This is a genomic window from Nocardia nepalensis, assembly GCF_048910785.1.
Lineage (GTDB): Bacteria > Actinomycetota > Actinomycetes > Mycobacteriales > Mycobacteriaceae > Nocardia > Nocardia nepalensis.
The window spans coordinates 295,614-318,544 of the sequence record NZ_JBKBET010000044.1 but is presented as its reverse complement, the minus strand read 5'-3'; the positions used below and the strand labels follow the sequence as shown (position 1 = coordinate 318,544).

General features: G+C 63.5%; 23 protein-coding genes and 1 pseudogene. 12 read left to right on the top strand and 12 right to left on the bottom strand.

Annotation, left to right across the window (positions count from 1 at the left end; translation table 11 throughout):
* The first annotated feature begins 59 nt into the window (after positions 1 to 59).
* The 3 genes from ACHQ4I_RS43170 to ACHQ4I_RS43160 all read left to right on the top strand — a co-directional run bounded on the left by ACHQ4I_RS43170 (position 60) and on the right by ACHQ4I_RS43160 (position 1,429).
* Entirely contained in the window at positions 60 to 539 is a 480-nt protein-coding gene (locus ACHQ4I_RS43170; RefSeq protein ID WP_420777733.1) for a hypothetical protein, read from the top strand.
* Between the two features lie 282 nt (positions 540 to 821).
* Positions 822 to 1,232: a hypothetical protein gene (locus ACHQ4I_RS43165; RefSeq protein ID WP_420777732.1), complete on the top strand. Its 411-nt coding sequence runs from the start codon at positions 822 to 824 to the stop codon at positions 1,230 to 1,232.
* Positions 1,229 to 1,429 carry a DUF6186 family protein gene (locus ACHQ4I_RS43160; RefSeq protein WP_420777731.1) on the top strand — a complete coding sequence of 67 codons (201 nt, stop codon included), beginning with the start codon at positions 1,229 to 1,231 and terminating at the stop codon, positions 1,427 to 1,429. Before ACHQ4I_RS43165 ends, ACHQ4I_RS43160 begins: the two co-directional genes overlap by 4 nt.
* Positions 1,430 to 1,438: 9 nt before the next feature.
* Here ACHQ4I_RS43160 and ACHQ4I_RS43155 read toward each other — a convergent pair whose 3' ends face one another.
* The gene (locus ACHQ4I_RS43155) at positions 1,439 to 3,139 is read right to left on the bottom strand and encodes an MFS transporter (RefSeq protein ID WP_420777730.1); all 1,701 of its coding nucleotides are present in this window, start codon (positions 3,137 to 3,139) and stop codon (positions 1,439 to 1,441) included.
* A 104-nt stretch (positions 3,140 to 3,243) separates the two neighbouring features.
* Between ACHQ4I_RS43155 and ACHQ4I_RS43150 the strand changes: the two genes are divergently transcribed.
* Positions 3,244 to 4,155 (top strand): sigma-70 family RNA polymerase sigma factor, encoded by a 912-nt coding sequence (locus tag ACHQ4I_RS43150; RefSeq protein ID WP_420777729.1) that lies wholly within the window; start codon positions 3,244 to 3,246, stop codon positions 4,153 to 4,155.
* On the opposite strand, the gene ACHQ4I_RS43145 is transcribed toward ACHQ4I_RS43150, so the two are convergent.
* The 5 genes from ACHQ4I_RS43145 to ACHQ4I_RS43125 form a co-directional block, all read right to left on the bottom strand.
* On the bottom strand, positions 4,152 to 4,640 hold the full coding sequence (locus ACHQ4I_RS43145; RefSeq protein WP_420777728.1) for a hypothetical protein: 489 nt from the start codon (positions 4,638 to 4,640) through the stop codon (positions 4,152 to 4,154). The genes ACHQ4I_RS43150 and ACHQ4I_RS43145 overlap by 4 nt on opposite strands.
* Before the next feature lie 228 nt (positions 4,641 to 4,868).
* Positions 4,869 to 5,411 carry a P-loop nucleotide/nucleoside kinase family protein gene (locus ACHQ4I_RS43140; protein WP_420777727.1) on the bottom strand — a complete coding sequence of 181 codons (543 nt, stop codon included), beginning with the start codon at positions 5,409 to 5,411 and terminating at the stop codon, positions 4,869 to 4,871.
* Positions 5,412 to 6,338: 927 nt separating this feature from the next.
* The gene (locus tag ACHQ4I_RS43135; RefSeq protein ID WP_420777726.1) at positions 6,339 to 6,827 is read right to left on the bottom strand and encodes a hypothetical protein; all 489 of its coding nucleotides are present in this window, start codon (positions 6,825 to 6,827) and stop codon (positions 6,339 to 6,341) included.
* A 119-nt stretch (positions 6,828 to 6,946) separates the two neighbouring features.
* Positions 6,947 to 8,176, bottom strand: coding sequence for a DNA polymerase III subunit beta family protein (locus ACHQ4I_RS43130; RefSeq protein ID WP_420777725.1), 1,230 nt, complete (start codon positions 8,174 to 8,176; stop codon positions 6,947 to 6,949).
* 51 nt (positions 8,177 to 8,227) lie between these two features.
* A complete protein-coding gene (locus tag ACHQ4I_RS43125) occupies positions 8,228 to 9,202 on the bottom strand; it encodes a cation diffusion facilitator family transporter (protein WP_420777747.1) in 975 nt (324 codons plus the stop codon).
* A 322-nt stretch (positions 9,203 to 9,524) separates the two neighbouring features.
* Between ACHQ4I_RS43125 and ACHQ4I_RS43120 the strand changes: the two genes are divergently transcribed.
* On the top strand, positions 9,525 to 10,334 hold the full coding sequence (locus ACHQ4I_RS43120; protein WP_420777724.1) for an SAM-dependent methyltransferase: 810 nt from the start codon (positions 9,525 to 9,527) through the stop codon (positions 10,332 to 10,334).
* 24 nt (positions 10,335 to 10,358) lie between these two features.
* On the top strand, positions 10,359 to 11,636 hold the full coding sequence (locus tag ACHQ4I_RS43115; RefSeq protein ID WP_420777723.1) for a diguanylate cyclase domain-containing protein: 1,278 nt from the start codon (positions 10,359 to 10,361) through the stop codon (positions 11,634 to 11,636).
* Positions 11,637 to 11,678: 42 nt separating this feature from the next.
* Here the strand turns inward: ACHQ4I_RS43115 and ACHQ4I_RS43110 are convergent, their stop codons facing one another.
* Positions 11,679 to 11,849 (bottom strand): hypothetical protein, encoded by a 171-nt coding sequence (locus tag ACHQ4I_RS43110; protein ID WP_420777722.1) that lies wholly within the window; start codon positions 11,847 to 11,849, stop codon positions 11,679 to 11,681.
* 25 nt (positions 11,850 to 11,874) lie between these two features.
* Between ACHQ4I_RS43110 and ACHQ4I_RS43105 the strand changes: the two genes are divergently transcribed.
* On the top strand, positions 11,875 to 12,372 hold the full coding sequence (locus ACHQ4I_RS43105; RefSeq protein WP_420777721.1) for a CGNR zinc finger domain-containing protein: 498 nt from the start codon (positions 11,875 to 11,877) through the stop codon (positions 12,370 to 12,372).
* A 24-nt stretch (positions 12,373 to 12,396) separates the two neighbouring features.
* Here ACHQ4I_RS43105 and ACHQ4I_RS43100 read toward each other — a convergent pair whose 3' ends face one another.
* From ACHQ4I_RS43100 to ACHQ4I_RS43085, 4 genes are all read right to left on the bottom strand, one after another.
* On the bottom strand, positions 12,397 to 13,467 hold the full coding sequence (locus ACHQ4I_RS43100; protein ID WP_420777720.1) for a cytochrome P450 family protein: 1,071 nt from the start codon (positions 13,465 to 13,467) through the stop codon (positions 12,397 to 12,399).
* Between the two features lie 150 nt (positions 13,468 to 13,617).
* Positions 13,618 to 14,070, bottom strand: coding sequence for a hypothetical protein (locus tag ACHQ4I_RS43095; protein WP_420777719.1), 453 nt, complete (start codon positions 14,068 to 14,070; stop codon positions 13,618 to 13,620).
* Positions 14,071 to 14,359: 289 nt separating this feature from the next.
* Positions 14,360 to 14,614, bottom strand: coding sequence for a hypothetical protein (locus tag ACHQ4I_RS43090; protein ID WP_420777718.1), 255 nt, complete (start codon positions 14,612 to 14,614; stop codon positions 14,360 to 14,362).
* Positions 14,615 to 14,617: 3 nt separating this feature from the next.
* The gene (locus ACHQ4I_RS43085) at positions 14,618 to 14,878 is read right to left on the bottom strand and encodes a TetR/AcrR family transcriptional regulator (protein ID WP_420777717.1); all 261 of its coding nucleotides are present in this window, start codon (positions 14,876 to 14,878) and stop codon (positions 14,618 to 14,620) included.
* Between the two features lie 680 nt (positions 14,879 to 15,558).
* On the opposite strand from ACHQ4I_RS43085, the gene ACHQ4I_RS43080 reads away from it, so the two are divergent.
* Positions 15,559 to 15,957 (top strand): oxygenase MpaB family protein, encoded by a 399-nt coding sequence (locus tag ACHQ4I_RS43080; RefSeq protein ID WP_420777716.1) that lies wholly within the window; start codon positions 15,559 to 15,561, stop codon positions 15,955 to 15,957.
* A gap of 2 nt (positions 15,958 to 15,959) precedes the next feature.
* Positions 15,960 to 16,733 carry a 2Fe-2S iron-sulfur cluster-binding protein gene (locus tag ACHQ4I_RS43075; RefSeq protein ID WP_420777715.1) on the top strand — a complete coding sequence of 258 codons (774 nt, stop codon included), beginning with the start codon at positions 15,960 to 15,962 and terminating at the stop codon, positions 16,731 to 16,733.
* Positions 16,734 to 17,012: 279 nt separating this feature from the next.
* Here ACHQ4I_RS43075 and ACHQ4I_RS43070 read toward each other — a convergent pair whose 3' ends face one another.
* Positions 17,013 to 17,516, bottom strand: coding sequence for a DUF397 domain-containing protein (locus tag ACHQ4I_RS43070; RefSeq protein ID WP_420777714.1), 504 nt, complete (start codon positions 17,514 to 17,516; stop codon positions 17,013 to 17,015).
* Positions 17,517 to 17,936: 420 nt separating this feature from the next.
* Here ACHQ4I_RS43070 and ACHQ4I_RS43065 point away from each other — a divergent pair, with 420 nt between their 5' ends.
* The 3 genes and pseudogenes from ACHQ4I_RS43065 to ACHQ4I_RS43055 all read left to right on the top strand — a co-directional run bounded on the left by ACHQ4I_RS43065 (position 17,937) and on the right by ACHQ4I_RS43055 (position 22,930).
* Positions 17,937 to 21,476, top strand: coding sequence for a DEAD/DEAH box helicase family protein (locus ACHQ4I_RS43065; RefSeq protein WP_420777713.1), 3,540 nt, complete (start codon positions 17,937 to 17,939; stop codon positions 21,474 to 21,476).
* Positions 21,473 to 21,940, top strand: a pseudogene (locus ACHQ4I_RS43060) (restriction endonuclease subunit S); the annotation flags it as partial. The gene ACHQ4I_RS43065 and the pseudogene ACHQ4I_RS43060, both read left to right, overlap by 4 nt.
* Before the next feature lie 246 nt (positions 21,941 to 22,186).
* The gene (locus ACHQ4I_RS43055; protein WP_420777749.1) at positions 22,187 to 22,930 is read left to right on the top strand and encodes a restriction endonuclease subunit S; all 744 of its coding nucleotides are present in this window, start codon (positions 22,187 to 22,189) and stop codon (positions 22,928 to 22,930) included.
* The last annotated feature ends 1 nt before the right edge of the window (position 22,931 follow it).

The window sequence follows — 22,931 nt, the reverse complement described above, 5'->3', positions numbered from 1 at the left end:
TGGATGGCGCCACTCGGCCGCGCATCGCGTCGTGGGCGGCGTGGTGCACCGCCAACACCGTGTTCGCGGTGGTGGCGTATCTCGAGGGTGCTCATCTCGCCGCGGGTATCAACGCCGCGGCGGCGGCGATGAACGCCGCGGTAATTGTGGTCGGTATAACTCGTCGGGTCGGTGTGCGACCGGACGACAGCATCGATTGGGCTTGTCTGATTTCATCGATCGCATGTGTGATGGTGACGGTCGGGGTGTCCGAGAAAGCGTTCGGCGCATTATTTGCCATATGCGCCAATGTGATCGCCACCATTCCGACGCTCAGGCATGCATGGTTCACACCCCATGAAGAAACGTGGCAGATGTTCGCCGCGAATGCCCTGGCCGGAGGTCTGGGACTGCTCGGAGTGCTTCTGGTAACTGGATTCGAATTCGCCTCGGTTGCCGGTCCGTTGATTTCTACCACCGGCAATGTCGGCCTGGTCGCTCTCACCATTGGCCGTGGTCGATTCGCCGTCGATTCTGCCGTGCCGGTCAGGGCAGGTTGACGACAATGCGATCACTCGTTTCCAACATAGGCGACTGCTTCGCCGATCCCGGTGAACTAACCCAGGGACAGGCCCAGCGCGCCTTGGCCATCCACATCATCTGTTCCCCACGATGCCTGGTCCTACAGCGGGCCAAACGCGTTCTCGGTTTAAACGAATCAGGGACCGCAGCGCCGCCCGGCGCATAGTCCAGAGGTCGCAGGTTCAATTCTGTCCCCGTGACAAGGGAAGAGGCGCGGAACACCGTGTTCCGCGCCTGCACCCAGGCCCTATTCTGCGAATGTGACAACGGAACCGGCGCGCTCGGAACCCTCGAGGCGGCGTGTGCCGCTGCTGATCGTCACTGCCGTACTGGCGGCGGGCGGGGCAGCCACCCGCCCCTTCAGCTGGTCGGCGACTGCGTCGGTGGCGATTGCGGCGGTCGTGGTCTTTGTGCTGGTCTGGCGCGGGAAACCCGAGCGGACCCCACGCACCGCTCGACTGCGGCGCGGCGTGGTCGTCTGGTCGACGCTGCTGGCCGCGGTGTCGGTATGGGAGGCGAATGCATTTGCGCGGCAACCGGATTGGACCCGCGCAAGCTATGACCACCCGACCTTGTCGACGCTACTCGATCCGGCACTCGAACAGTGGCCGCTGCGGTTGGTCGGGTGGCTGGCGTGGCTGGGTTTCGGCTGGTGGTTGGTGACCAGATGAGCGATCGCGAGATCGTCATCGCCGGGTTCACGGTGCTGCTCGTGGCCACGCTCGGCGCGCTTGCGTGCACCCATCTCCGCCGGGATCTGGTCGCGCCCGTGGGTGAGACGGTCGCGTACCTCATCCGTACTCGGGCGGCGAGAATCGCCGCTGTGCTCCTGTGGGCATGGCTCGGCTGGCACTTCCTCGCACGGTAGTCCCCTTGGTCAAGGCTTCGCGAGATCAGGTGCGGACAGTCGTTTCGGGAGCGCGAGAACTCCCACGGCGACTACGATCAGCATGCCGATGGCCCACCACAGGGTCTGGGCGAAGGTCCGAGACATGTTGTGCGCGTTGGCTTGTAGTCCGGCCCGGGTGAGCGCCTGTTGGAGCGGTTCGGCGAATGGCTGTCCGGTTGGAGGCTGGCAGCTGTCCGGTACGGCGGTGGGGTCGGTGGCGGCGGAACGATCGTGGACGCAGGCGCGGAACCGAGTGAGGATCTGGTCCTGGGTGGCGGCCGGGAGGTCGGTGAGTTGTTGCCGCAGTACGGGAATGGCGGCGGCGGTGCCATGGGTGGAGGTGTGGTCGAGTTGGGTGAAGAAGAACACCCCGGCCAGCGCGACACCAAGGGCCATGCCGACCTGCTGGATGGTCGACAGCAGCCCGGACGCGGACCCGGCATCGTGGGCGGGGACCCCGGACAGGATCAGGTCGACGATGGGGGCGACGACGAGTCCGAATCCGAATCCGCTGATCGTGAGCGGCGCGATCATCTGCGAGGAGGTAATGCCGGAACCGTAGTGTGCGGCCAGATACAGGTAGAGGCCGAATCCGGCGGCGTTGATCACCGCGCCCGCGAACAGGACCATCCGCCCGTAGCGCGGCACGAACACCTGCACGCTGGTTCCCGCCCCGGCCGCAGCGGCCACCGCGAACGGCGACGCGCTCAGTCCGGCCCGCAGCGGGGTCCAGCCCAGCCCCGCTTGCAGATACAGCGTCCACACCAGGAAATAGCCGCCGAGCGCGATCCAGAACAACAGCCACACGATCATGCCAGCGGTGAAACTGCGGGCCCGGAACAGATTCAGCACCACCAACGGTGATCCGACCGTCGCGGTGCGATGGCGCTCGAAGGCGACGAACCCCGCGAGGACCAGTGCGGCGGCGGCCATCAACCCGAATGTCCAGACCGGCCAGCCCAGAGCGCGTCCCTCGGTCAGCGGATACACCAGCAGCAGCACCGCGCCGATGGCCAGCACGGTGCCGATCGGATCCAGCCGGTCCGCGGTGGCCGAGCGCGACTGCCGCACCAGGATCGTCGCCGCGGGAACGGCGAGGAGCCCGACCGGCACGTTGACCAGGAAGATCGGCCGCCACGCCCACCCGAACAGGTTGGCCTGCACAAGGATTCCACCCACGATCAATCCGGCCACCGACGCAGAGCCGAGCACGCCGCCCCAGATGCCGAACACCTTCCCGCGTTCGGCGACGGGGAACGACACCTGCATGATCGCCAGAATCTGCGGGATCATCAGCCCGGCCGTCGCGCCCTGGACTACCCGTGCGGCGATCAGCCAGGCCGGGCCCGGAGCGATCCCGCACGCCAGCGAGGCCACCGTGAACAGCGTCAGCCCGACGAGCAGGATGGTTTTGCGTCCGAATAGGTCGCCGAGTCGGCCACCGGTGATGAGCAGCGCCGCGAACCCGAGCAGATAACCCGACACCACCCACTCCAGATCCGCATACGGGGCGTTCAGATCCCGCTGTATCGTCGGCAGCGCCACGTTCACGATCGTCACATCGAGCAGGTCCATGAACCCGGCCACCAGCAATACCGCCAGTGCGAGCCAGCGCCGGCGATCCGGCTCCGGTTCGGCCGATACCGGCGTCGGGCGGGATCGGACCGTGCCTTCGGAAATCTTGTGCATCAGCTTGCCCTCTTTTCGGATCCGCCGCGTGTCACGTCGCCCCGGTTTCAGCCGTCACAGATATGACGGATCACGACTCGTCGACATGACAGATCGGGGAAGCGATGACCGAAAAGTCCCAGTTGCTCGGGCAGCGTTTCGAAGACCACCGCGCTCATCTCACCGCCGTCGCCTACCGGATGCTCGGGTCGGCGAGCGAGGCCGACGACGCGGTCCAACAGGCCTGGTTGCGGCTGCATCGCGCCGACATCTCCGAGGTGCGGAATCTGCGCAACTGGTTGACCGCAGTCGTCGCCCATATCTGTCTGGATATGCTGCGCGCTCGAAGAGCGCGTCGGGAAGACCTCGTCGGCGCGCTCGCGACCGACCTACCCGCCGTCCCCGCCGACACCTTGGCCCCGGAGGAAGAGGCGGTGCTGGCCGATTCGGTCGGGCTCGCACTGCTCGTCGTGCTCAACACCCTCAGCCCCGCCGAGCGGTTGACCTTCGTATTGCACGACCTATTCGATCTGCCCTACGCCGAACTCGCACCCATCCTCGGCCGCACCCCCGCCGCGGCCGCGCAACTGGCGGCCCGTGCGCGCCGCCGGGTCCGCGGCGCACCCGTGGCGGACGCCGACATCGACCGCCGCACCGCGGACGAACGCGCGGTTACCGATGCCTTCCTCTTGGCTGTCCGCGCCGGTGATTTCGACGCGCTCATCGCGGTACTCGACCCGAACGTCCAATTGCACGCGGATTCCGTTGCCGCCCCCACCGGCAAACCGATCCGGGTACAGGGCGCGCACCGCGTCGCGACCAGCGCCCTGATGTTCTCCGCCCGCGCCCGCTACACCCAACCCGCCCTGATCGACGGCCATATCGGCCTGGTCGTCGCGCCCAACGGAATCCTGAACACCCTACTGGCCTTCACCATCGCGAACCACCGCATCACCAGTATGGACATCATCGCCGACCCGGACCGACTCGCTGCCATCGAGCTCGCCGTGCCCGAGGTGCCGGGGCCCGAAGCCTAGTGCGGGAGTAGCGGTGAGAGGTAAGGCCACCACGTCGTGTGGTCGCGCACCAGATCACGCAGCGCGGGGCTGGTCCGCAGCGTTGAGCGGCAGTAGTGGTCCCAAGGCTCGGCGCTGTTGCTGTCGGGAATCTGCTCGTGCGTGTGTATGCCGCTGGACATGACGTCGGCCAGCAATTCGGCGATGGTGATGATTTCGTCCCGCTCGTCCTGTTGCTCGGGCAACGGTTCATTGCCGTAGAAGTATCGACGTGAGCCGGGTCGTTCGAGCATCAGCAGGTGCACCTCACGCAAAGCACTCAGCACCGTGTTGTTCGCGGAGACCGCGGCCATCGCGTTGCTGATCTTGGTTTGCTCGGCCCCCACGCGAGTCTGCTCCGCGACGGCACTCGTCTGTTTGGCCAGGTAGAAAACCGACACTGTGGTCGCCACCAGTGCGAGTGCGGCGACGAAAGCGGCCACCGCTTCGGCCGATATCTCCCCCATACCGTTTCCCCCTGTGTATCTGGGTGAAAAGTATTGCAGCCCTGAGGATATCAAATCGAACGATAACGCAGATCAGGTCAGTTGAACGGATGTCGGCCGCCACCATGCCCGGTGGACGTGTCGGCAGAGTCTGGGAGTGAGGGCCCGGCACCGTTATCAGGGCTATTGGCTATTAGAGCTGCTGTGCTCGTCATTGATGCATTGTCCGGCGAGCACACGGCCGGGGCATCACCTACCGCCGTTGACGAATTCCACGATCGCGTCGAACTCGGGCTGATAGCCGTCTGTCGTGTTGACATCGAGTGTGGGTGCGTTCAACGAGACTCGGTCGAATGCCCGGTGCCGCTCGGCTGCGGCGGTGTGCGGCCCGGAATGCGCTCGCCGCAATGGGTTCTCGTCGCGCCGCTGGTTGATCCGCGCCAGCGCCGTAGCGGCTTCGACCTCGCAATGCACCACCCGGATCTCGGCGAGCCCGCTCAGTGGCGCCAACCCCGGCCGCCACAAGCGATCCTGGAACGCGGCCTCCGCGATAACCGTAACTCCCGCTCGCAGTAGGAGTTCCAGCGTGGCGAAGAACGTGGGCAGCGTTCGCAAACTGAATTCGTCACCTGGCCCCGCTGCGAAATCCGGTCGCCCGTGCACCATCCCTTCCTTGATCTCGTCCCGGCAGATCGCCGGACACCCGACCCTGGCGGCTAAGGCATGCGCAAGTGTGGTCTTCCCAGCTCCCGGCGGCCCGCTCACGACGACGAGCGTAGGCAAGCGAGTCATGGTCATAGTCAACTGTGCGCGGGTGCACTACTGGACAAGTGATCACGTGGAACTGACGGCGGCACTCTCTCGGCCGATGCCGCCACCAGTTCCACCTGATCGGCCGACCAATTTGATGGTGAAGCCGAGGGGGTGTTGCGCTGGGAGTATGGGGGCGAGCCGTTGGTGGAGGCCCGCTCCGCGCTGGTTCGTCGACGCGGTGCATCGGGAGCTGCCCGGTATGCGGGTGCAATCGTGGCTGGGCGATATCGTGGCTCCCGAATTCGACGACGGTTTGGATGTCGAACGGGCCGACACGCGAGATCGGATCATTGCCTCCGCGGGACAGGTGCTCGATCTCGGATTCGATGGTGTCCATGTGGATTTGGAGCCCGTCCGCTCAGGATCCTCGGGATTTCTGACACTGATGGACGCACTGCACCACACGACCGCGCAACGCCACACATTGCTCTCGGTATCCGCACCGCAAATCGATCCACTACCGGGGCTGCACAACGTCGGCATCGCACTCGCCGATCACGGAAAGTGGTGGTCCCAAGCGTATTTCGCTGCCGTCGCCGAACACGTCGACCAAATCGCGGTGATGTCCTACGACACCTCTTGCGACTCGAATCCCTATACGGCGGCTACGTCGCCCAGCAGACCCGCCGCCACGACTGGTGCCCCTAACCCATTCCGCGGCACGAAGTGCCCGGCACACGAACCGATCTGCTTTGTTCGAAGCCGCCTGCCACATACGAAACTGCTTGCCGCAGACAACGCCCTGACTGCAGGCGAGGGTCTAATGCCGCGTCCGATAGTGCGTGGCAGCTATCGACGATCAGTTGGCGCGTCAATCACGCTGTGGGGCAGTCTCTTCCGGTCGCGGGCCGGAGGGCGCGGGGCGCGACATGTCCGTCATCGGTAACGTCGAACTATCTGCAAGGGTTATCCACGTGCATTCGGAGCCGATGCACGGCGAGTGGTCGTGCGAGTTCGAATCGCCTCGGCCACTTCATCAACCGCAGTACGAATCATGGCCCCATAACCATCGTCCCCGAGCGCATCCAGGCAGTTTCGTGCCGCATCGATCTCCCGCTGCGCCGCATCGAATGAGCCGAGTCGTCGGTAGTTGTCCGCCAGATTCAAATGCAGCGACGGGTAGAAACCACGGATGTCGAGGCTCGCGTCGTGTCGCCGCAACCGATCGTTCGTCAGGCAATCCGCGGCGTCCAGTGCGCGAACGTCCCAGCAAAGCGCCTGCGCCGCATCGTCGTACAGATCGGCGAGATAATGCGCCAGCGTGCACCGATGCAATGGGTCACCCTGCGGACCCATCGCTGCCCATATGTCGAGCAGAGCATTCCGCGCAGCTTCCCCCGCCCCCTCCCGTCCGAGCTCAACCGCCCGCGTGATGGCGTCCATCGTGCCGTCCATTGTGCCAGTCGTAGTCATGAGTTGCGTTCTTTCATCGTGTGAGAAGTAGTCATGAGTTGCGTCCCTTCGTCGTGCGTGTGGCAGTCATGAATTGCGCTGCCTCGTCGTGCGTGTGGCAGTCATGAATTGCGCTGCCTCGTCGTGCGTGTGGCAGTCATGAATTGCGCCCCTTCGTCGTGCGGGTAGCAGTCATGAATTGCACTGCTCTTGGAGATCGACTGCTGGACAGAGCTTTCGGCGCGCCGCTCTCCAGCGTTGGCGGCTGGATGGTGGTCGCCGACATTCGAATTCGGGACGGCAGTGGGCATCACGAGCGTGGTCAGATCCCCGTCGGTCGCCGACCGAACGACAACAGGTGCGTCGCCCGCGGCGATATCGAGCATGATCTCCGGACCGATCGCGCTCACCAACGCAGGCCGTAATGTCTTGGGGGAGAAGGCAAGTTCGATGTTCGCGCCCGTGACTGCCGCCGGAATGCGGTGCGGCTCGGTCGGCAACTCGGGACAGCGAGGCGAGCCGTACCCGCCCGGCGTCACGAAAAGCCCCGATCTGTCGGCGAACAAGACAATCGGTGCGGCATCCTCGAGAAGGGCCAGCAACGCATCCCGCCCCACCACCACCCGCGTCCGAACCGGAGCCAGCCCCGCCAACATCGCACGGTAATCCGGAAACGCCTCATCGATGGTGGCGCATCGACGCTCATCGCCCCCGCCGGCCAGCACCAGCTCACCCTCCGTCACCCGCACCGAAACATCCGCCAAACCTCGCAGCCAGGAACCGATTCCGCCCAGACCGCCGGCATCGACAACCGCCGACCACGCCCGCCCACTAGGCCCCCCGGGCACCACCGCCCGCGTCGACAACCGATACCGGTCCGTCGCCGTCAACGTCACCGATTCCGCATCCGACTCCACCAAAACACCGGCAAGGACCGGTATTCCGCGATCCCGAGCCGCCGCCGACCGCACCTGCTCGATCGCCGCCGCCAATACCGCGGCGGACAACACCACACCGGCCCCGATCTCCTCCTTGATCACCCGAGCAACCACCGCGGCCTCCCGTGCCCGCCGCACGAGCTCTGCCACATGCTCATCGAGCAACCGCTCCGCCCGCGCACTTTCCCCACCCAAGATCTCCGAGACAATCTCCAGCGGCATCCCGATCCCACGAAGCCGGCGAATCATCACCCCCCGATCAACCTGCGCCTCGCTGTAATACCGATACCCGGTTACCTCGTCCACCCGAACCGGAACCAGCAATCCGGAATCGTCGTAGAACCGCAGCGCACTGGCCGTAAGCCCACAGGCCCGCGCCAGCGCGCCGATCGTGATCAACCCATCGCCCGCCACTCGCTCATCATGGAGTCTCGAGTAACCCGAAGGTCAAACGGCGGCGTGAGATCAGGGCCGGTGCACCGGCCCATGCGCGTCGGCGCAGTGCGTGTCATCGCCCGCGGCCGCGAGCTCCGCCGAATGGTCCACCTGCAAAGTCGTGTGCGCCAGCGCGAATTCGTCGTGCAGCACCGTTTCGATCGTCGAACGAACCGCATGGCAGTCGGCTTTGTCGTCGACGAGGATATGCGCCGACAGCGACGGCTGCCCGGACGTGATCTGCCAGACGTGCAGGTCGTGCACCTCGGTGACCTGCGGAATCGCGACGATGCGCCCGCCGATGGCATCCGGATTCAGATGTGCGGGGGCCGCCTCGAGGAAGATCCGCCCCGACTCCCGAACCAGCGACCACCCCGCCTTGATCATCAGCGCCGCGACGACGAGCGCCGCGATCGCATCGGCCCGGGCGAACCCGGCCAACCATACCACCGCACCCGCGATGGCGGTCCCGATGAACGCGTATAGGTCATTGAGAATGTGCTGGAACGCGCCCTCGATATTCAGGCTGGTCCGGTTCGCGCGGCTGATGCTCCACGCCGCCGCGATATTCACGACGATCCCGACCAACGCCGTGATCAACACCAGCGGCCCTTCGACATCCGGCGGATTGATCAGCCGCTTGATGCCCTCGTACACGAACCACGCCGCCAACAGCAGCAATGTGATCCCATTGGCCTGCGCCGAAAGAATCTCGACCCGCTTGAATCCGTAGGTGTATCGCCCCCGCGCCGGACGTCGAGCCAGCCGGATCGCGATCATCGCGAGCACGATCGATGCGGCATCGGTGAGCATGTGCGCGGCATCGGAGATCAGGGCGAGCGAATGCGCAAGCAGGCCGACGATCACCTCTGCCAGCATGAACGCGACGATCAAGCCGAGCGCGATGGCCAGCCAGCGCGGATCCGAATTCGCCGAGACGCCGTGGTCGTGGCTGTGACCGTGTTTGTCCGAATGGCCGGAGTGCGCGTGGTCGGAGTCGTGCACGTGGTCGTGATCCGCGTTCTCAGCCTCGCTGACCACGGTTCTCGACCGCTTCGACGATACGCACTGTTCGCCCATTGCCGACTTCCCCTTCCGCTTCGTGATCGCTACCCCTTCGACAGACTAGCCGATCTTGCAATCATGCGCATGTGTGAATATGGCATGCGTTCCGCACCCGGATCAGACGTGGCGAATTCGTGATCATGCGAACCGACCGGCCCGACTACTATGCGGACTGCACCACTCGGTGATCAACAACACGATATCCGGGCGGTGCGGGCCGCCCGAACCGCCGGGTTGGCGTGAATGATGCAGAGGGGATTCGATGGACAGGCCTGGGTGGGCGCCCGAGGGCGTGGATATGCAACAGGCGAGCCCGGCGCGCATGTACGACGCCCTGCTGGGCGGCTCGCACAATTTCGAGATCGACCGCAGGGCCGCCGAGGCGGGCAAACAGCTGGTGCCCGATCTGCCCCGCCTGGCGTTGAGCAATCGAGCGTTCCTGCGGCGCGCGGTCCGATTCCTGGTCGACCAGGGAGTGCGCCAGTTCCTCGACATCGGTTCGGGCATGCCGACCGCGGGCAATGTGCACGAGGTCGCGCAGTCGCTGGACCCGGACATTCGTGTGCTGTATGCCGATATCGACCCGATCGCCGTCGCTCACGCGCGCGCGATCCTGCAGGACAATGACAACGCCGCGGCAATCGAAGCGGACCTGCGCGACCCCGACGAACTGCTCGCGAGTGTGCGGGGGACCGGTCTCATCGATTTCGACCAACCGGTCGGTGTGCTGCTGGTGGCGGTGCTGCATCTGCTCTCCGACGAGGAGAAGCCGGTCGCGAAGGTGTCCGCCCTGCAAGCGGCCGTCCCCGCAGGCAGCTATGTGGCGATCTCACACCTCACCTCGGAACACCGCCCCGAGGATGCGGACAAGCTCGGCCACAACGCCGCCGAGGTGACCCGCGTCGGAATTCACTTCCGCTCCAAGGACGCCATCGCGGCTATGTTCGAAGGCTGGGAGCTGGTCGAACCCGGCGTGGTCGAGCTGCCCGGGTGGCGCCCGGAATCCGAGCGCGACCAGCACGAGGCGCCGGGCCGCTCGCTCGGCCTCGCTGGCGTCGGCCGGAAAGTCTGACCGAAGCGGTGGCAGGGGATCCGTGTGGGGTTGCGTGAGCTGGCGGTGCGCTGGGCGGATGCGCTCGATGGCGCGGTCGCTCCGACCCTGACCCGAACGCAGATCGAAGGCATGCTCGCCGAACTCGCCGATGTGCTCGTCGCGGCGGTGCGGGGGACGCGAGAGGTGCAGGTCGCCATGCATGCCGCCGCGGTGCTCGTCGCGGCGAATTACCGTGACCCGCTTGCCGTCAGCCAATCGGTACAGATTATCTGCCGCGATATTGTCCGTGAAATCTGCCCTGCCGGAACCGAATTCGAGTACGACGCAGTCCGTGGGCGTGCGATAGTGGTTGCGGCCGAGTTCGCCGCGGGTTTCACCTCAGCGCTGCGGAACACGGCGTTAGGGGAGCAGGAAACCACACTCGCAGCGGCACTTTCGGCCGCGCAGGAGGCCGAGGTGCGAAGGCAGTTGTCGGAGGCCAGGTTCGAAGCGGTCTTCGCGGGAGCGTCTGTTGGTATCGGCACGGTGGACGTCACCGGCCGGGTCTTGGAGGTGAACGCGGCCATGGCCGATATGCTCGGCCTACCCGCCGCCATGATGCCCGGCAAATCGGTCGCCGAGCTGCTCGGACCCGCGAATATCGGTGACGCCTATGCAAATTTGGAGATGTTGCTGAGCGGAGCGACCGACCGTTTCCGCCTCGAAACCGACCACCTGCGGCGCGATGGCACCATCACCAGCATCGACCTGTCCATGTCCGCGGTGCGCGACAGTGGCGGACGAGTCCGCTTCCTGATCGGCGTCGCCGTCGACGTCACCGAACGCAAACAACTCGCCGATCGGCTGTGGCACGACGCGCACCACGACAGCCTGACCGGGCTGCCGAACCGCGTGCTGTTCTTCAACCGGCTCGCGAATGCCGTTCCGCCAGTGGGTGTTTGCTATCTGGACCTCGACGGGTTCAAGGAAATCAACGATATGTGGGGCCATACGGTAGGCGATCGGGTGCTGCACGATGTCGCCCAGCGACTACGCGAATCCGTCGAAGCGGTCGGCGGGCTGGTTGCCCGCATCGGTGGCGACGAATTCATCGTTCTCGTCGAAAAATGCACGGGCACAGACCAATTGGCCACGATATCCGGACTGCTCCTCGCTGCGCTGGCCACCCCGATGCAAGTCGCCGGACGGCCAGTAGTTGTAGGCGCCAGCATCGGAACGGTTTTCGTCGAGGAACGCCCCACCGCGATCGACGAACTCATGCACGCCGTCGACACCGCGATGTACACCAACAAGGCTGCGGGGCGACGCCGCCTGCGGTAACCGAAGGGTCGCCCCGCAGTGGCGGGCAGCCGAGGAATCCGGCTAGGGCAGACGTTCCGCCACGCCGAGGGTGCTGGTCCCGGCGAGCGCCACCACCGCCCCGTGCTCGCTGACCAGCCACTGGCCGCATACGCAGCGCAGGTAGCTGATGGCGCCGTGCGAGGACACGAGGGTGGGGGAGGGCCAGGAGCAAGTCGGGCAGGTAGCGATCATGGATTCAGCCTGATGTAATGACCTAGTGCATTTCAACCCTTACGGAGGCGCGGCGGCCGAACTAGCCGCGCGCCTGGTGAACGCGGACCCGCGGCAGGACCTGCTGCAGCTGCTCGCCGAATCCGGCTACAAGCCGCTCGGGACTTTGAATGCTCTTCAGGTTGCCGAGCTGCGCCGCTGGATTGTGCGGCTCGACGAGGTCTTCGGTGCACCCTCTGTCGAACTGCTCAACGCCTTGCTGGCCGAAACGACCAGCCAGCCCTACATCTCCACGCACGACGGCCGTGCGCCGCACCTGCACTACGCCCGCGAGGACGCTCCGATCGATGAGCGCGTCAAGGCGTACACCGCGGCCGGGCTCGCGGAGCTCTTCTGTGCGGATCCGGGTCGCATCGGCCGGTGCGCCCGTGCGGGCTGTGATTTGGTCTTCGTCGACACCTCACGCAATGGCCGGCGCCGCTTCTGCTCGACGCGTTGCTCGAATCGGGTTCATGTCGCGGAACATCGGGCACGGTCGGCGTGAAAGTTCTTCTCCTGCAAGCTACGGTCAACCGCGAAGCCGCACCGGCAAGGCGACCAGTCCGTGCGAGCGCCACGACGCTCGGTAGCGCAACTCGGATTCCGGAATCGACAGCCGCACTTGCGGATACCGGGCGAACAACTCCGGTATGACGACATCGGCGATCAGGTCGCTGACCTGCGCGCCGAGGCAGTAGTGCGGCCCGCGCCCGAACATCAGGCTCGCTCGCCCGCCGCGAGCCGGATCCGAATCCGCGCCGAACAGCGAGAGCAATACGGTGTCGCCCTTGGAGATCGTTCGGTCGCCGATCGTCAGGTCTTCGACCGCGAATCGCCGGATCGCGAATGGCAGGGGATTGGCGGCCTCCAGCACCGTGCCGCGCTGCGCCGGCCAATCTCCTGTGACCGTGTTATCCGATGCGAGCAGTGCCGCAAATATGTTGCCGCACAAATGAACCGCGTTCTCCAGCCCCGCCAGCATCATCAGGAAGGCCAGCGAAACCAGCTCATCCTCCGACAGCAGATCCGTGTCATCACGCGCACGTGCCCATCCACTGATCAGATCCTCGCCCGGCTCGTCGCGCTTGGACCGCACCACGCCGGTGAAGGTCTGCGCCAGCCATGCGACCGCCTCCGCCAGCCGCGTCGCCGACTCCTTCGATGAGGCGTCGAAGGTCACCATCGCGGTGGCGGCATCGCGCAGCTCACCATGCCGATCAGCGGGCACGCCGAGCAATTCACCGATCACCAGGGCGGGCACCGGAACGCAGAGCCGATCCAGCAAATCGACTGTGCCGCTGGCATTTTCGTCCAACGCCCGGTAGGCGGCCTCGGTGATCCGTCGAACCGTCTTCCGGAGCGAATCGGCCGACCTCCGCGAGAACGCGGGCGCCGCGAGCCGCCGTATCCGAGCATGCTCGGCCCCATCCAGATTCAGCAGATTCCGATCCAACGAAGGCGGCAACGAAAACCCTGAATACCCACCCCCGGAATACCGCTTGTCCACACTCAGTCGCGCATCTGCCAGTAGTGCCGACACCTCGTCGTACCCACCGATCACCCAAACCTGTTGCCCACCAGGAAGTTCGGCCCTGCGCACCGCCCCATGCCACTCAGCATGATCATGCCACCGCGATCGCCCCGAAATCCCAACCGGACATCTATCCACCACAACTCCTCACTACCGCCCGCTTCGAGGATATTGCGCCGGACGAGCCTGGAACGTCCCCGCCCCAGGCTCCGCCTGCCACTACGACGGGGAAATGATCCCGCTGTAGATCCGCCAGGTCCGCCCCTTGGATTCGCAGCTGAAACTGCCATGGAACCCGGACTCGCATCGTGCCCCGGCATGCTCGATGTACGAGCCCCACGTACCAGCCCCCGTCTTGACGTCCACAAGGTTCGGATTACCACCCGGCAAGGTATGCGTCCCGACGGTGAAGGTTGGATGCGCGGGCAACCACGGTTGATCGATCACGATGTCCCGCACGGGAAAAGGAATCGGCAGAAAGTTGTACATAACCTGCACCTGACTCGTGAAATCGCACCCGACGGTGCCATCCCCAGCGATCGAGCAGTTCATGTACCCGGACGAGAAGTACACCGTGTCCCCGTCATCGGCCTGCGCCGTCCCGGCGAATAGAACCGGCGCCAACCCCACCACCGCCAACGCCCCAACAACCCGTCTTACGATGTGTCGCATGCGAACTCCTAGCTGATGTCGATAGTGCAGATGGCCGAACCGACCTGTCTGTCGAACCTACCCGGATATTCGTTTCGGCCCTCACCATAGACGGGATGCTTGCCCGGCGGCGCCCACTGATCGGGCGTGAGTCCTGCACGGCGGGGTGTCCCGGCGACTACTCACGTCCGACTCGCGTGTGGATCTTCACTGGTGCCCCCGGGGTCCGGTAATCAGTCGCGTGATGTCCGCCGAAAACCGCTCGCGCGAAATCGGCGGCTTATCCAGCACATATCGAATCGTCAGCTGCTCAACCGTCCGGACCAGCATCCACGACGCCCCGCCCGAAATCCAGATCCCCAGGCAGCGAGTCCTTCCACAACATCAATGCCGCCCACGCAATATCACCGACCTGACGCTCGAACGTGAACACCACATCGTTCCCACTCAGCTGGGGCATCTGCTCGACGACGACGCGCAAAAGCTCGGGATGACTCCCAAGCGCATCCATCAGCACGGAAATCGCCCTCAGCACACCAACTTCCGGCTCCTGATCCAGATCCAAAACCTAGCCGTGTACCCGATTCGCGACCTCATTGTTGAACCGGTCGATCACCGCCCCGACAATCGCATCCATATTCGGAGAGTACTGATACAGCGACCCCGGACTCACCTTCGCCGCCTCGGCGATGCGATTCGTCGAAGCCCCGTCATACCCATACTCGATCAGCACGGCCTGACCAGCGTCGATAATGCGTCGCACCGTCGCACGCGACCGCTGCCGCACTGGCGTCTTCCACGCCGCGCCCTGCCGCCGCGGCGGCGGCATCAGACCTCACGGGAAATCGTGAATTACCACCGCACAAGCCGCGGCGTCGACGGACAGGCGGCGGCTACTACGCGCTCGACCCCCAGCACATTCTATTGGGCGCACGCTGTGTTCTTCATTCAAACCCTTTGCACGGAAAACCTTTTCACAGGCGTGCCTGACCGAAGCTACTCGCGCATCAGAGCAAGCCACCGCCGCGGAGGCGGCCGACATCCAACCACGCTGGCACAGGAGGCCCACGAAATCCTCTGGCCCGCACCGGAACACCGCGACGACCCTAAGCGCTACTCCCCGGTACACGCCGACCACAGATCAACCGCGGCAACCAAATTCCGGCAACTGACGGGATGCTGACCATGCACCCCACGACTACTATTACCGCCCCGGAATGCCCCTGCGCCCACCACATCCCCGAGCCGTCGCTTCCGACCTGTGGCTCCAATCCCGACGCGCAATGCTCTCCCCGTGGATCGACGTCCAACTGAACTCCGTCGACACGCCTCGAACCCGTCTCATGGCCGACCACCTCTGGCAGGGCGACGAACCAATGGACAACCTCGTCACCGCCTTCCGCCGAATCGGCACAGTCGAAGGCCGCCGCCTCCTCGACCAAGCCCTCGACCACGGCATCGAATCCCACGACAACCCACCTTCCCGAACTCGCAAACCTGTTCCACGACTTGGACACCCGACCCACCTGGTACGGCCCGGACCTCTGGGCACAAGGCCGCCGCCTCTGGATCAACACCTCCCTCTCCGGCAAACTGGCCATGGGTGTCCAATACTTCATGGGCACCTTCGTCGGCGCCGAAGTAGCCTCCGCCACCAGCCGCTTCGTCAAGGACCCCTACCGGCGAAACCTGGAAACCGCCACCTGGGCAATGGACCGCTGGTCCCCAGTCTTCAAAGACACCGTCCGTGTCCACCTCATGCACGCCCAAGTTCGCGCAGGCCTCCGCCGACCCTGGGGCGAAGACCACTTCGCCCACCACCGCAACCCCATCTCGAACAGCACAATGGTGGGCGCGGCGGTAACTTTCGGCTTATCCCCGATGTGCTTCGACCACGTCCACGGCTGAAAATGCGCGGAATCCCAACTGAACGCAGTAATGCACTACTGGGCTTACATCGCGTACATCTTCGGCGTAGCAGACGAACTCATCCCGCGTACGGCCCTGGAAGGCTGGAGCTAACCGACTATATGGTCGCCACCGCCGGTGGAGCGCCAGAGTGGACATCCCTCATGGCCGACGCTGCAACCTGCCACTGCACCAACACGGGCCCGATCGCCCGCATCAAAATCGCCTCCACCGCAGCGATATTGGGCATCCTGTCGTACTACAGCAGCGAATCCCTCACCCGCACATTATTAGCCAGCACGCCACTCCGCGACGTACCCATCCAACCGTGGGCAACCCTGACCGGCCTGGTAGCCACCCTCAACGTACGACTCCGCGCACTCGATGACGAACTCCCCGGAGCCAAGTGGCGAATGGCACGAAGGACCCGCAACGACGACCCAATGTGGCACCGAAACACCCAGCTAGCCAAGCTCGTTGCCGCCCGAGTCGGAATCTACGGCACCCCTATGGCGACGCGTCTGCCGACGGCCCACCACGCTGTCCGGTCCGATGAAGCGCCTCCGTCAGGTCGTGCGGCGACACCGAATATCGAGCAGGCAGGGTCCCCGGGACACTCTCCGGAACTACGAAAGTCTCGACTCACAATCACCGTCACACCGGGGCAAACCGTCCTCGAAGCCTTGGAGGACAACGGCATCCCAGTCGAATCCCTCTGCCGCGCCGGAATCTGCGGCGCCTGCGAAGCCCCGGTTCTGGCCACGGAACCTCCATGAGCAGATCACCAGAAATCAGACGGCGCAGCTCGGCATTCGATCGACTGTGTGTCACCGCCCGCGGCCGAATGACCAGGCTGCTCCTCGACCTGTAATACGGGGACGCAGCCGACCGCCCGAACCCTCGCGATTCAGCCGGCCACCGCGCCTTCGAGCCGGGCAATCGAGTCGCAGATACTTCATACGGAGCCGACGGGCGAATTCGTCGATTCCTGGTATCTGGCTCATGTCGCAGGGATGTAGCTGTTAGACCGGTCGAACGGTATGGGCCGAGCGCTGTCACTTGCGCGGACTGACGTATGAAGCTGGCATCCAATCAGATGGGAGATACGGAACGTCCCGCGCTCCGGAAGATTCGGAGGTGGGACGTACGGTTCGATTATGCCAATTAGATTGCGGCACAGGCGAAATTGAACTCACGGTCGGCAGCATCTGCGTCGAAGGCGGTCCATTCCCGTCGTCGAACCGAAGCTCCACGTCGGAGCTGGGATTGTCCATGCTGTCCATGATCGCCTGGACTGCGCCGTTGTCGCTCCTGACGGCCGGGCGGGGCTCCTGGCTGAACCTCGTCCACACGGCGAGATCGAACTCGATGGCTTCAGCATCGCGGTGTTTGCTGTGCCGCATGTAGACCGCGCTGGCGCTCGGTGCGTTGGCGACCGCATCGGTTCCGCCGCTGCGGCCGGACTTCCTCCAACCGGTCGTGGGCGCGATTTCGACGCAGTTCTCGCCGTTGCTGCTGTAACTGGATATCCGGCACTCAAGGCGGTCGCCGGTGATCACCGATGCTCCTGGTCTCGGTCGTTGCTAGCTCGCTCGCCCAAGACCGAACTCGCCGAATTCACCGTCGCCTATGGAGGGGTTGTTCGTGACTGGGTCAGATTCTCGGTCCTCCGCGCGATTCGTGACCTGCACACGTTGACCTCATATATTCGCCGAGCAGGGCGCGCTGACCCGCGGCTAGTGAACTTCAACGTAGATTCCATGCACTTCGGAACCCTGGGCAGTCTGATGTCAGGTGGGTTCCGTCGTGTGATGGCGCGAGTTGATCGACGTCGCTGCACGCAGGAGCCACCCCTTGAACCGGAATGCCGAATCCGCTCGATTGTTCGCTGGGCACGGGTCGCGCTGTGGCTACACAGGGCAGCCGTGCGATGCAAGTACCCTGATCGGTGAACAGTTCGACGATAAGGCGGGGTACCTGTGGACGCGAATGTGGTGCGGCTGGCGAAGGCTTCGCCGAACTTTGGCCGACTGTTCGAACACAGCCGCCTGCTGGCGATTTACGGAGCGGAGGCCGAAGCGCTCGTATTTGTCGATGCCAATGGTGCGTTGGTCCATACACGCCAGTTCGGCGAGGTACTGGCTGAACTGTTGATCACTCGGTCAGGCCTTCGTGTGGCGGGCAACCGGCAAGTCGACCGCTTGGTGCGCCTGCGTCAGGCAGGTTTCCTGTCCCCGACGGTAGACCGACAGTTCGACACACTTCGCCGAGCAGGCAACCGTGCTGCCCACGCACACAGCTTTGACCGGACCAGTGCTTTGGAGGCGATTCAGTGCGCGTTCGAACTTGGGCGTTGGTACGGCCGCATCGTCGCCAACGAGCGGTCAGTAGTCGCATTCGTACCCCCGATCGAGCCGCCAGTTGCCGATCACGCTGAGCGTGCGGAGCTGGCGAAGACCCTCGCTGAGTTCCGTCAGGCCCTTATCGAGGCTCAGGTACGGCTGACCGAGCACGTCGACGTGTCATTCGCTCGAGAGCGTGCACAAGTCGAAGCTGAGTCCCAAATAGCGAAGGCTCGCCAGGTGCATGAGGAGCTTCGGGCGCAGGTTGACACATTGAAAGATGAGATCGATCGCTTGCGTGTGGAGCAGCAGAAGGTATTTGCAGCATCCCAGGCGAGGCCTGCAAGCGTGTCGGCGAGTGATCGCGAACTCATGGTGGAGCGAGCATTACGGCCTCCCCCGCTCAACGAGGTACAAGCACGTGTGGTTATCGACTCGATGCTGATCAAAGCCGGGTGGGTTGTCCAAGATCTTGACGCCTTGAATCCCCTTGCTGGACACGGTGTAGCGGTGCGCGAGCTACGGTTGGCATCTGGCCCCGCCGACTATGTGCTTTATGTCGACGGTCGGATCGTCGGAGTGGTCGAGGCCAAGCGTGAAGGGGAGACCTTGGCTGCGGCCCAAGCGCAAAACGCCCGCTACGCTACAGGCGTCCTCGACGAGTACGCGTTGGCCGTCTGGAAGCATGAGGAACCGCTCCCATTCCGCTACGCGACCACCGGTGTGGAGACCGTATTCTGCAATCGCCTGGACCCAGTCCCTTCCAGTCGCACGATGTTTGGCTTCCACCGTCCCGAAACCATCGCCGACTGGATGCGTCAAGCGAACGAGAACCGAGACGCGCCAACGTATCGTGCGCGCCTCCGTTTGCTTCCGGATCTCGATAAGCAAGGGCTACGGCTAGCGCAAATTGAGGCAATTACAGGCCTTGAGGACTCGCTAGCGCGAGACCGTCCCCGAGCCCTGATCCAGATGGCAACCGGCGCCGGTAAGACATTCACCGCCGTAACCGAGACATATCGACTCCTCAAGTATGGCAAGGCAGTTAGAGTATTATTCCTCGTCGACAGGAACAATCTCGGCAAGCAGGCGCTGGCGGAATTTCGCAATTACGTAACACCGGACGATGGCCGCAAGTTCTCCGAGATCTACAACGTGGAACGGCTTTCGGGCCACGGTATCAAGAAATCGTCATCCGTGGTTATCGGGACGATCCAAAAGATGTACGCGGTTCTACGCGGCGAGACAGTCGTCGTCGATGACGCCGCTGATGATGAATTCGACGAGCTCGATGGCGTGTATGGTGCTGACGCGCCTGTGGAAGTGGGCTATAACCCGGATGTTCCGCCGGAATCGTTCGACCTGATCATTGTCGATGAGTGCCATCGTTCGATCTATGGGCTGTGGCGCGGCGTTCTTGAGTACTTTGATGCGCACATCGTTGGATTGACAGCCACGCCCACTAAGCAGACTTTCGGCTTCTTTGGCCAGAATCTCGTGTCGGAGTACTCGTACCCGATGGCTGTCGCGGACGGTGTTAACGTAGACTTCCAACTGGTTAAGTTGCAGACGAAAATCGGGATGCAAGGCTCCAGCATTGACGAGGGCACGACGGTACGCCGCCGAGACCGCCGCACCCGTGCCCAGCGCCTTGAGCAGCTCGATGACGACTTCACTTATGGTGCAAATGAACTCGGCCGCGCAGTCATCGCTGACGATCACATTCGCACAACATTGGCGGTTTGGCGTGACAGCTGGCAGAGCTGGTTCCCCGGACGCAAGGCAGTGCCGAAGACGCTGATCTTCGCTGCCGACGACAATCACGCCGATGACATCGTCAGACTAGCCAAAGAGGTGTTCTTCAACGCTGGCGACGATTTCATTCAGAAAATCACCTACAAGGTCCGCAATGCAGGTATCGACCCGGACGACCTAATAAACGATCTACGTAATAGCCCACACCTTCGGATGGCTGTCACCGTCGATATGATCGCGACCGGAACCGACATCCGAGCACTTGAGTGTCTGATCTTTCTGCGGCAGGTCCGGTCGGCGGTGCTGTTTGAGCAGATGAAGGGCCGCGGTGCACGCACTCTAGATCCCGTCGAACTCGCCGAGGTAACACCAGAGGCCGATGAACTTACGCGCAAGGATCAGTTTGTCCTGATCGACACCGTGGGAATTACGGACTCGCCGCTGGTAGATTCCACGCCGTTGTCGGCGCCCGTCATTGGCGATGCTGAGAAGCGCCTTTCGATGAAGAAGCTTCTGGGCAAGGCAGCTTCCGGTGGGATCACCGCCGATGAAGCTCGAGAGCTTGCCGGTCGGCTCGCTCGACTTGACCGGCGTATCACTGACGACGATCGGGCTGAACTGTCAAATGCTGGCGGTGTTACCTTGGCGAAATTGGCCCGCGGCATCGTGGAGGCTACTTCGCCGGACGCACAAGCTGGCGCCGCGGACTCAGCAGCTGCCCATGGTCTCATCGCCGATGCCGTTCGTCCGCTGACAATCAACCCTGACTTCCGTGAGCGCATCCTTGCCATCCGTCGCGAGTACGACATCACCTACGATGAGACAAGCCGCGATGAGGTCCTTAACCTCACAACGGTCTCCGCCGCCGACCGCGCCGCCGAGCTGGTCGAATCGTGGCGAGGCTACCTGAAGGTCTGCAGGGATGAGATCATGGCAATTCCGGTTGTCTCAAATGAGCGTGCCGGGGGTCAGGGCGCCTATTCGGCGCTGAAAGATGTCGCCGCGAGGGTTCGGCACTCGCCGTACTCATTCACTCCGGCCATGCTCTGGGACGCATACCAGACGCTCGGGAAGACGGCGGCGACGCCAGGTCCTGAGGCTGGTATCCCGGACTTGGTGTCCCTGATTCGTTTCGAACTAGGTGCAGACGACAAGCTATGTCGATATCGGACGCTGGTCGAGGAACGCTTCGAGGCTTGGCTGTTGTGCCAGCATACAGCCGGAGTTGCTTTTACCAACAACCAGATCTGGTGGTTGGAGCGCATCCGCGACACCGTGGCTGTTGGCGTGGGCATCACGACTGATGATCTGTCCGGGGTAACCTTCGCACAGCGAGGCGGCACCGTTGGCTTGGTCAACGCCTTCGGCGGCAAGGATGCAGCGCGGTCAATCGTCAACGAACTGGATCGGGAACTGGCTTGAGCGACATACCGAACGGATGGGCATCGGCAGCCCTTGGCGACGTAGCCGAGGTCATCCAGGGACAGTCGCCACCTGGTTCGTCATATAACGTCGATGGCGAGGGCGTCCCGTTCTTCCAAGGCAAGGCAGAGTTCGGCGCGCTGTATCCAAGTGTGCGGAAGTGGACGACGGACCCTCGGAAGCATGCAGTCGAGGGCGATATTCTTCTTTCGATTCGGGCGCCTGTTGGCCCAACCAACCTCGCGCCAGTTGATTGCTCGATCGGCAGGGGCCTTGCTGCGATTCGAGCGAGTCCGGCTCTAGATCAGCGGTATCTGTTGTGGTTTCTCCGTTGGGCAGCACCGCTATTGGCAAGGCAATCGACAGGGTCCACCTTCGACGCGATCAACGGGAGACAGCTTCGAGCATTGCCAGTAAGGATCCCACCTCTCGCCGAGCAGAGGCGAATTGTCGAAACCCTGGAAGACCACCTGTCGCGTCTCGATGCGGGCGAGCGAGGCTTGCGGACTGTCCTGGATCGTTCCGTCGCGCTTGAGATGACTATCAGGGCAGCTGCGGTGCGTGGCGATTTCGGTACTGGCCAAAACCATAGTTCTCGCGTCCGAATCGAAACCGAGCGTGCTGCCCGGGTTTCAGTTCGGCGAGCTTCCCCATTGGGACCCGCAGTTGCGTCACTCGGGGGCGCATATCCGCATTGGCATGTGCTGTCGATGGATGAGCTCGCATGGAATATCGAGTATGGAACATCTGCGAAGGCTAATGTGGATCGTGCCGACAATTCTGTGCTTGTAATTCGGATGGGGAATATTCAGGATGGCCGTATCGTGCTCGACTCGGTCAAATACCTTGATGCTGATCATCCGGATTTGGATCGACTTATCCTCGTGGATGGCGACCTGCTGTTCAATCGAACAAACAGCGCCGAACTGGTGGGTAAATCGGCCGTCTACCGTGACGCGGTCGGCGTTGCGACATTCGCTTCATACCTAATTAGGTGTCAGCTGGTGCCCTCGGTAGAGCCCGAGTGGGTCAGCCTCGTTATCAACAGTCCGATGGGCCGGAAATATCTGAGATCTGTCGTCAGCCAACAGGTCGGACAGGCGAATATCAACGGCACAAAGCTGGCGCGCATGCCGATACCAGTGCCTCCCGTCGACACTCAACGTGAGATTCTGGGAACAGTTGAGGCGCAACTGACGGCTTCCCGGAGGCTTACAGCCGAAGCCAATCGGACGCTCGCCCGCGCCAAGAGTTTCCGGCGCGCGCTATTGGACAATGCGTTCATGGGTCGCCTTGTACCGCAAGACCCAGCGGAGGAGTCGGTCGACTCAATCCTCAAGCACATCGAAGGGGCACGGGATCGTCAGCCTTCACCGCTGCGGAGCCGTCGCCGTAGTACCGCGCCATCTGCAGCAGTCGGCGAAGTTGGATACCAAGAGGAGTTGGCGTTGTGAC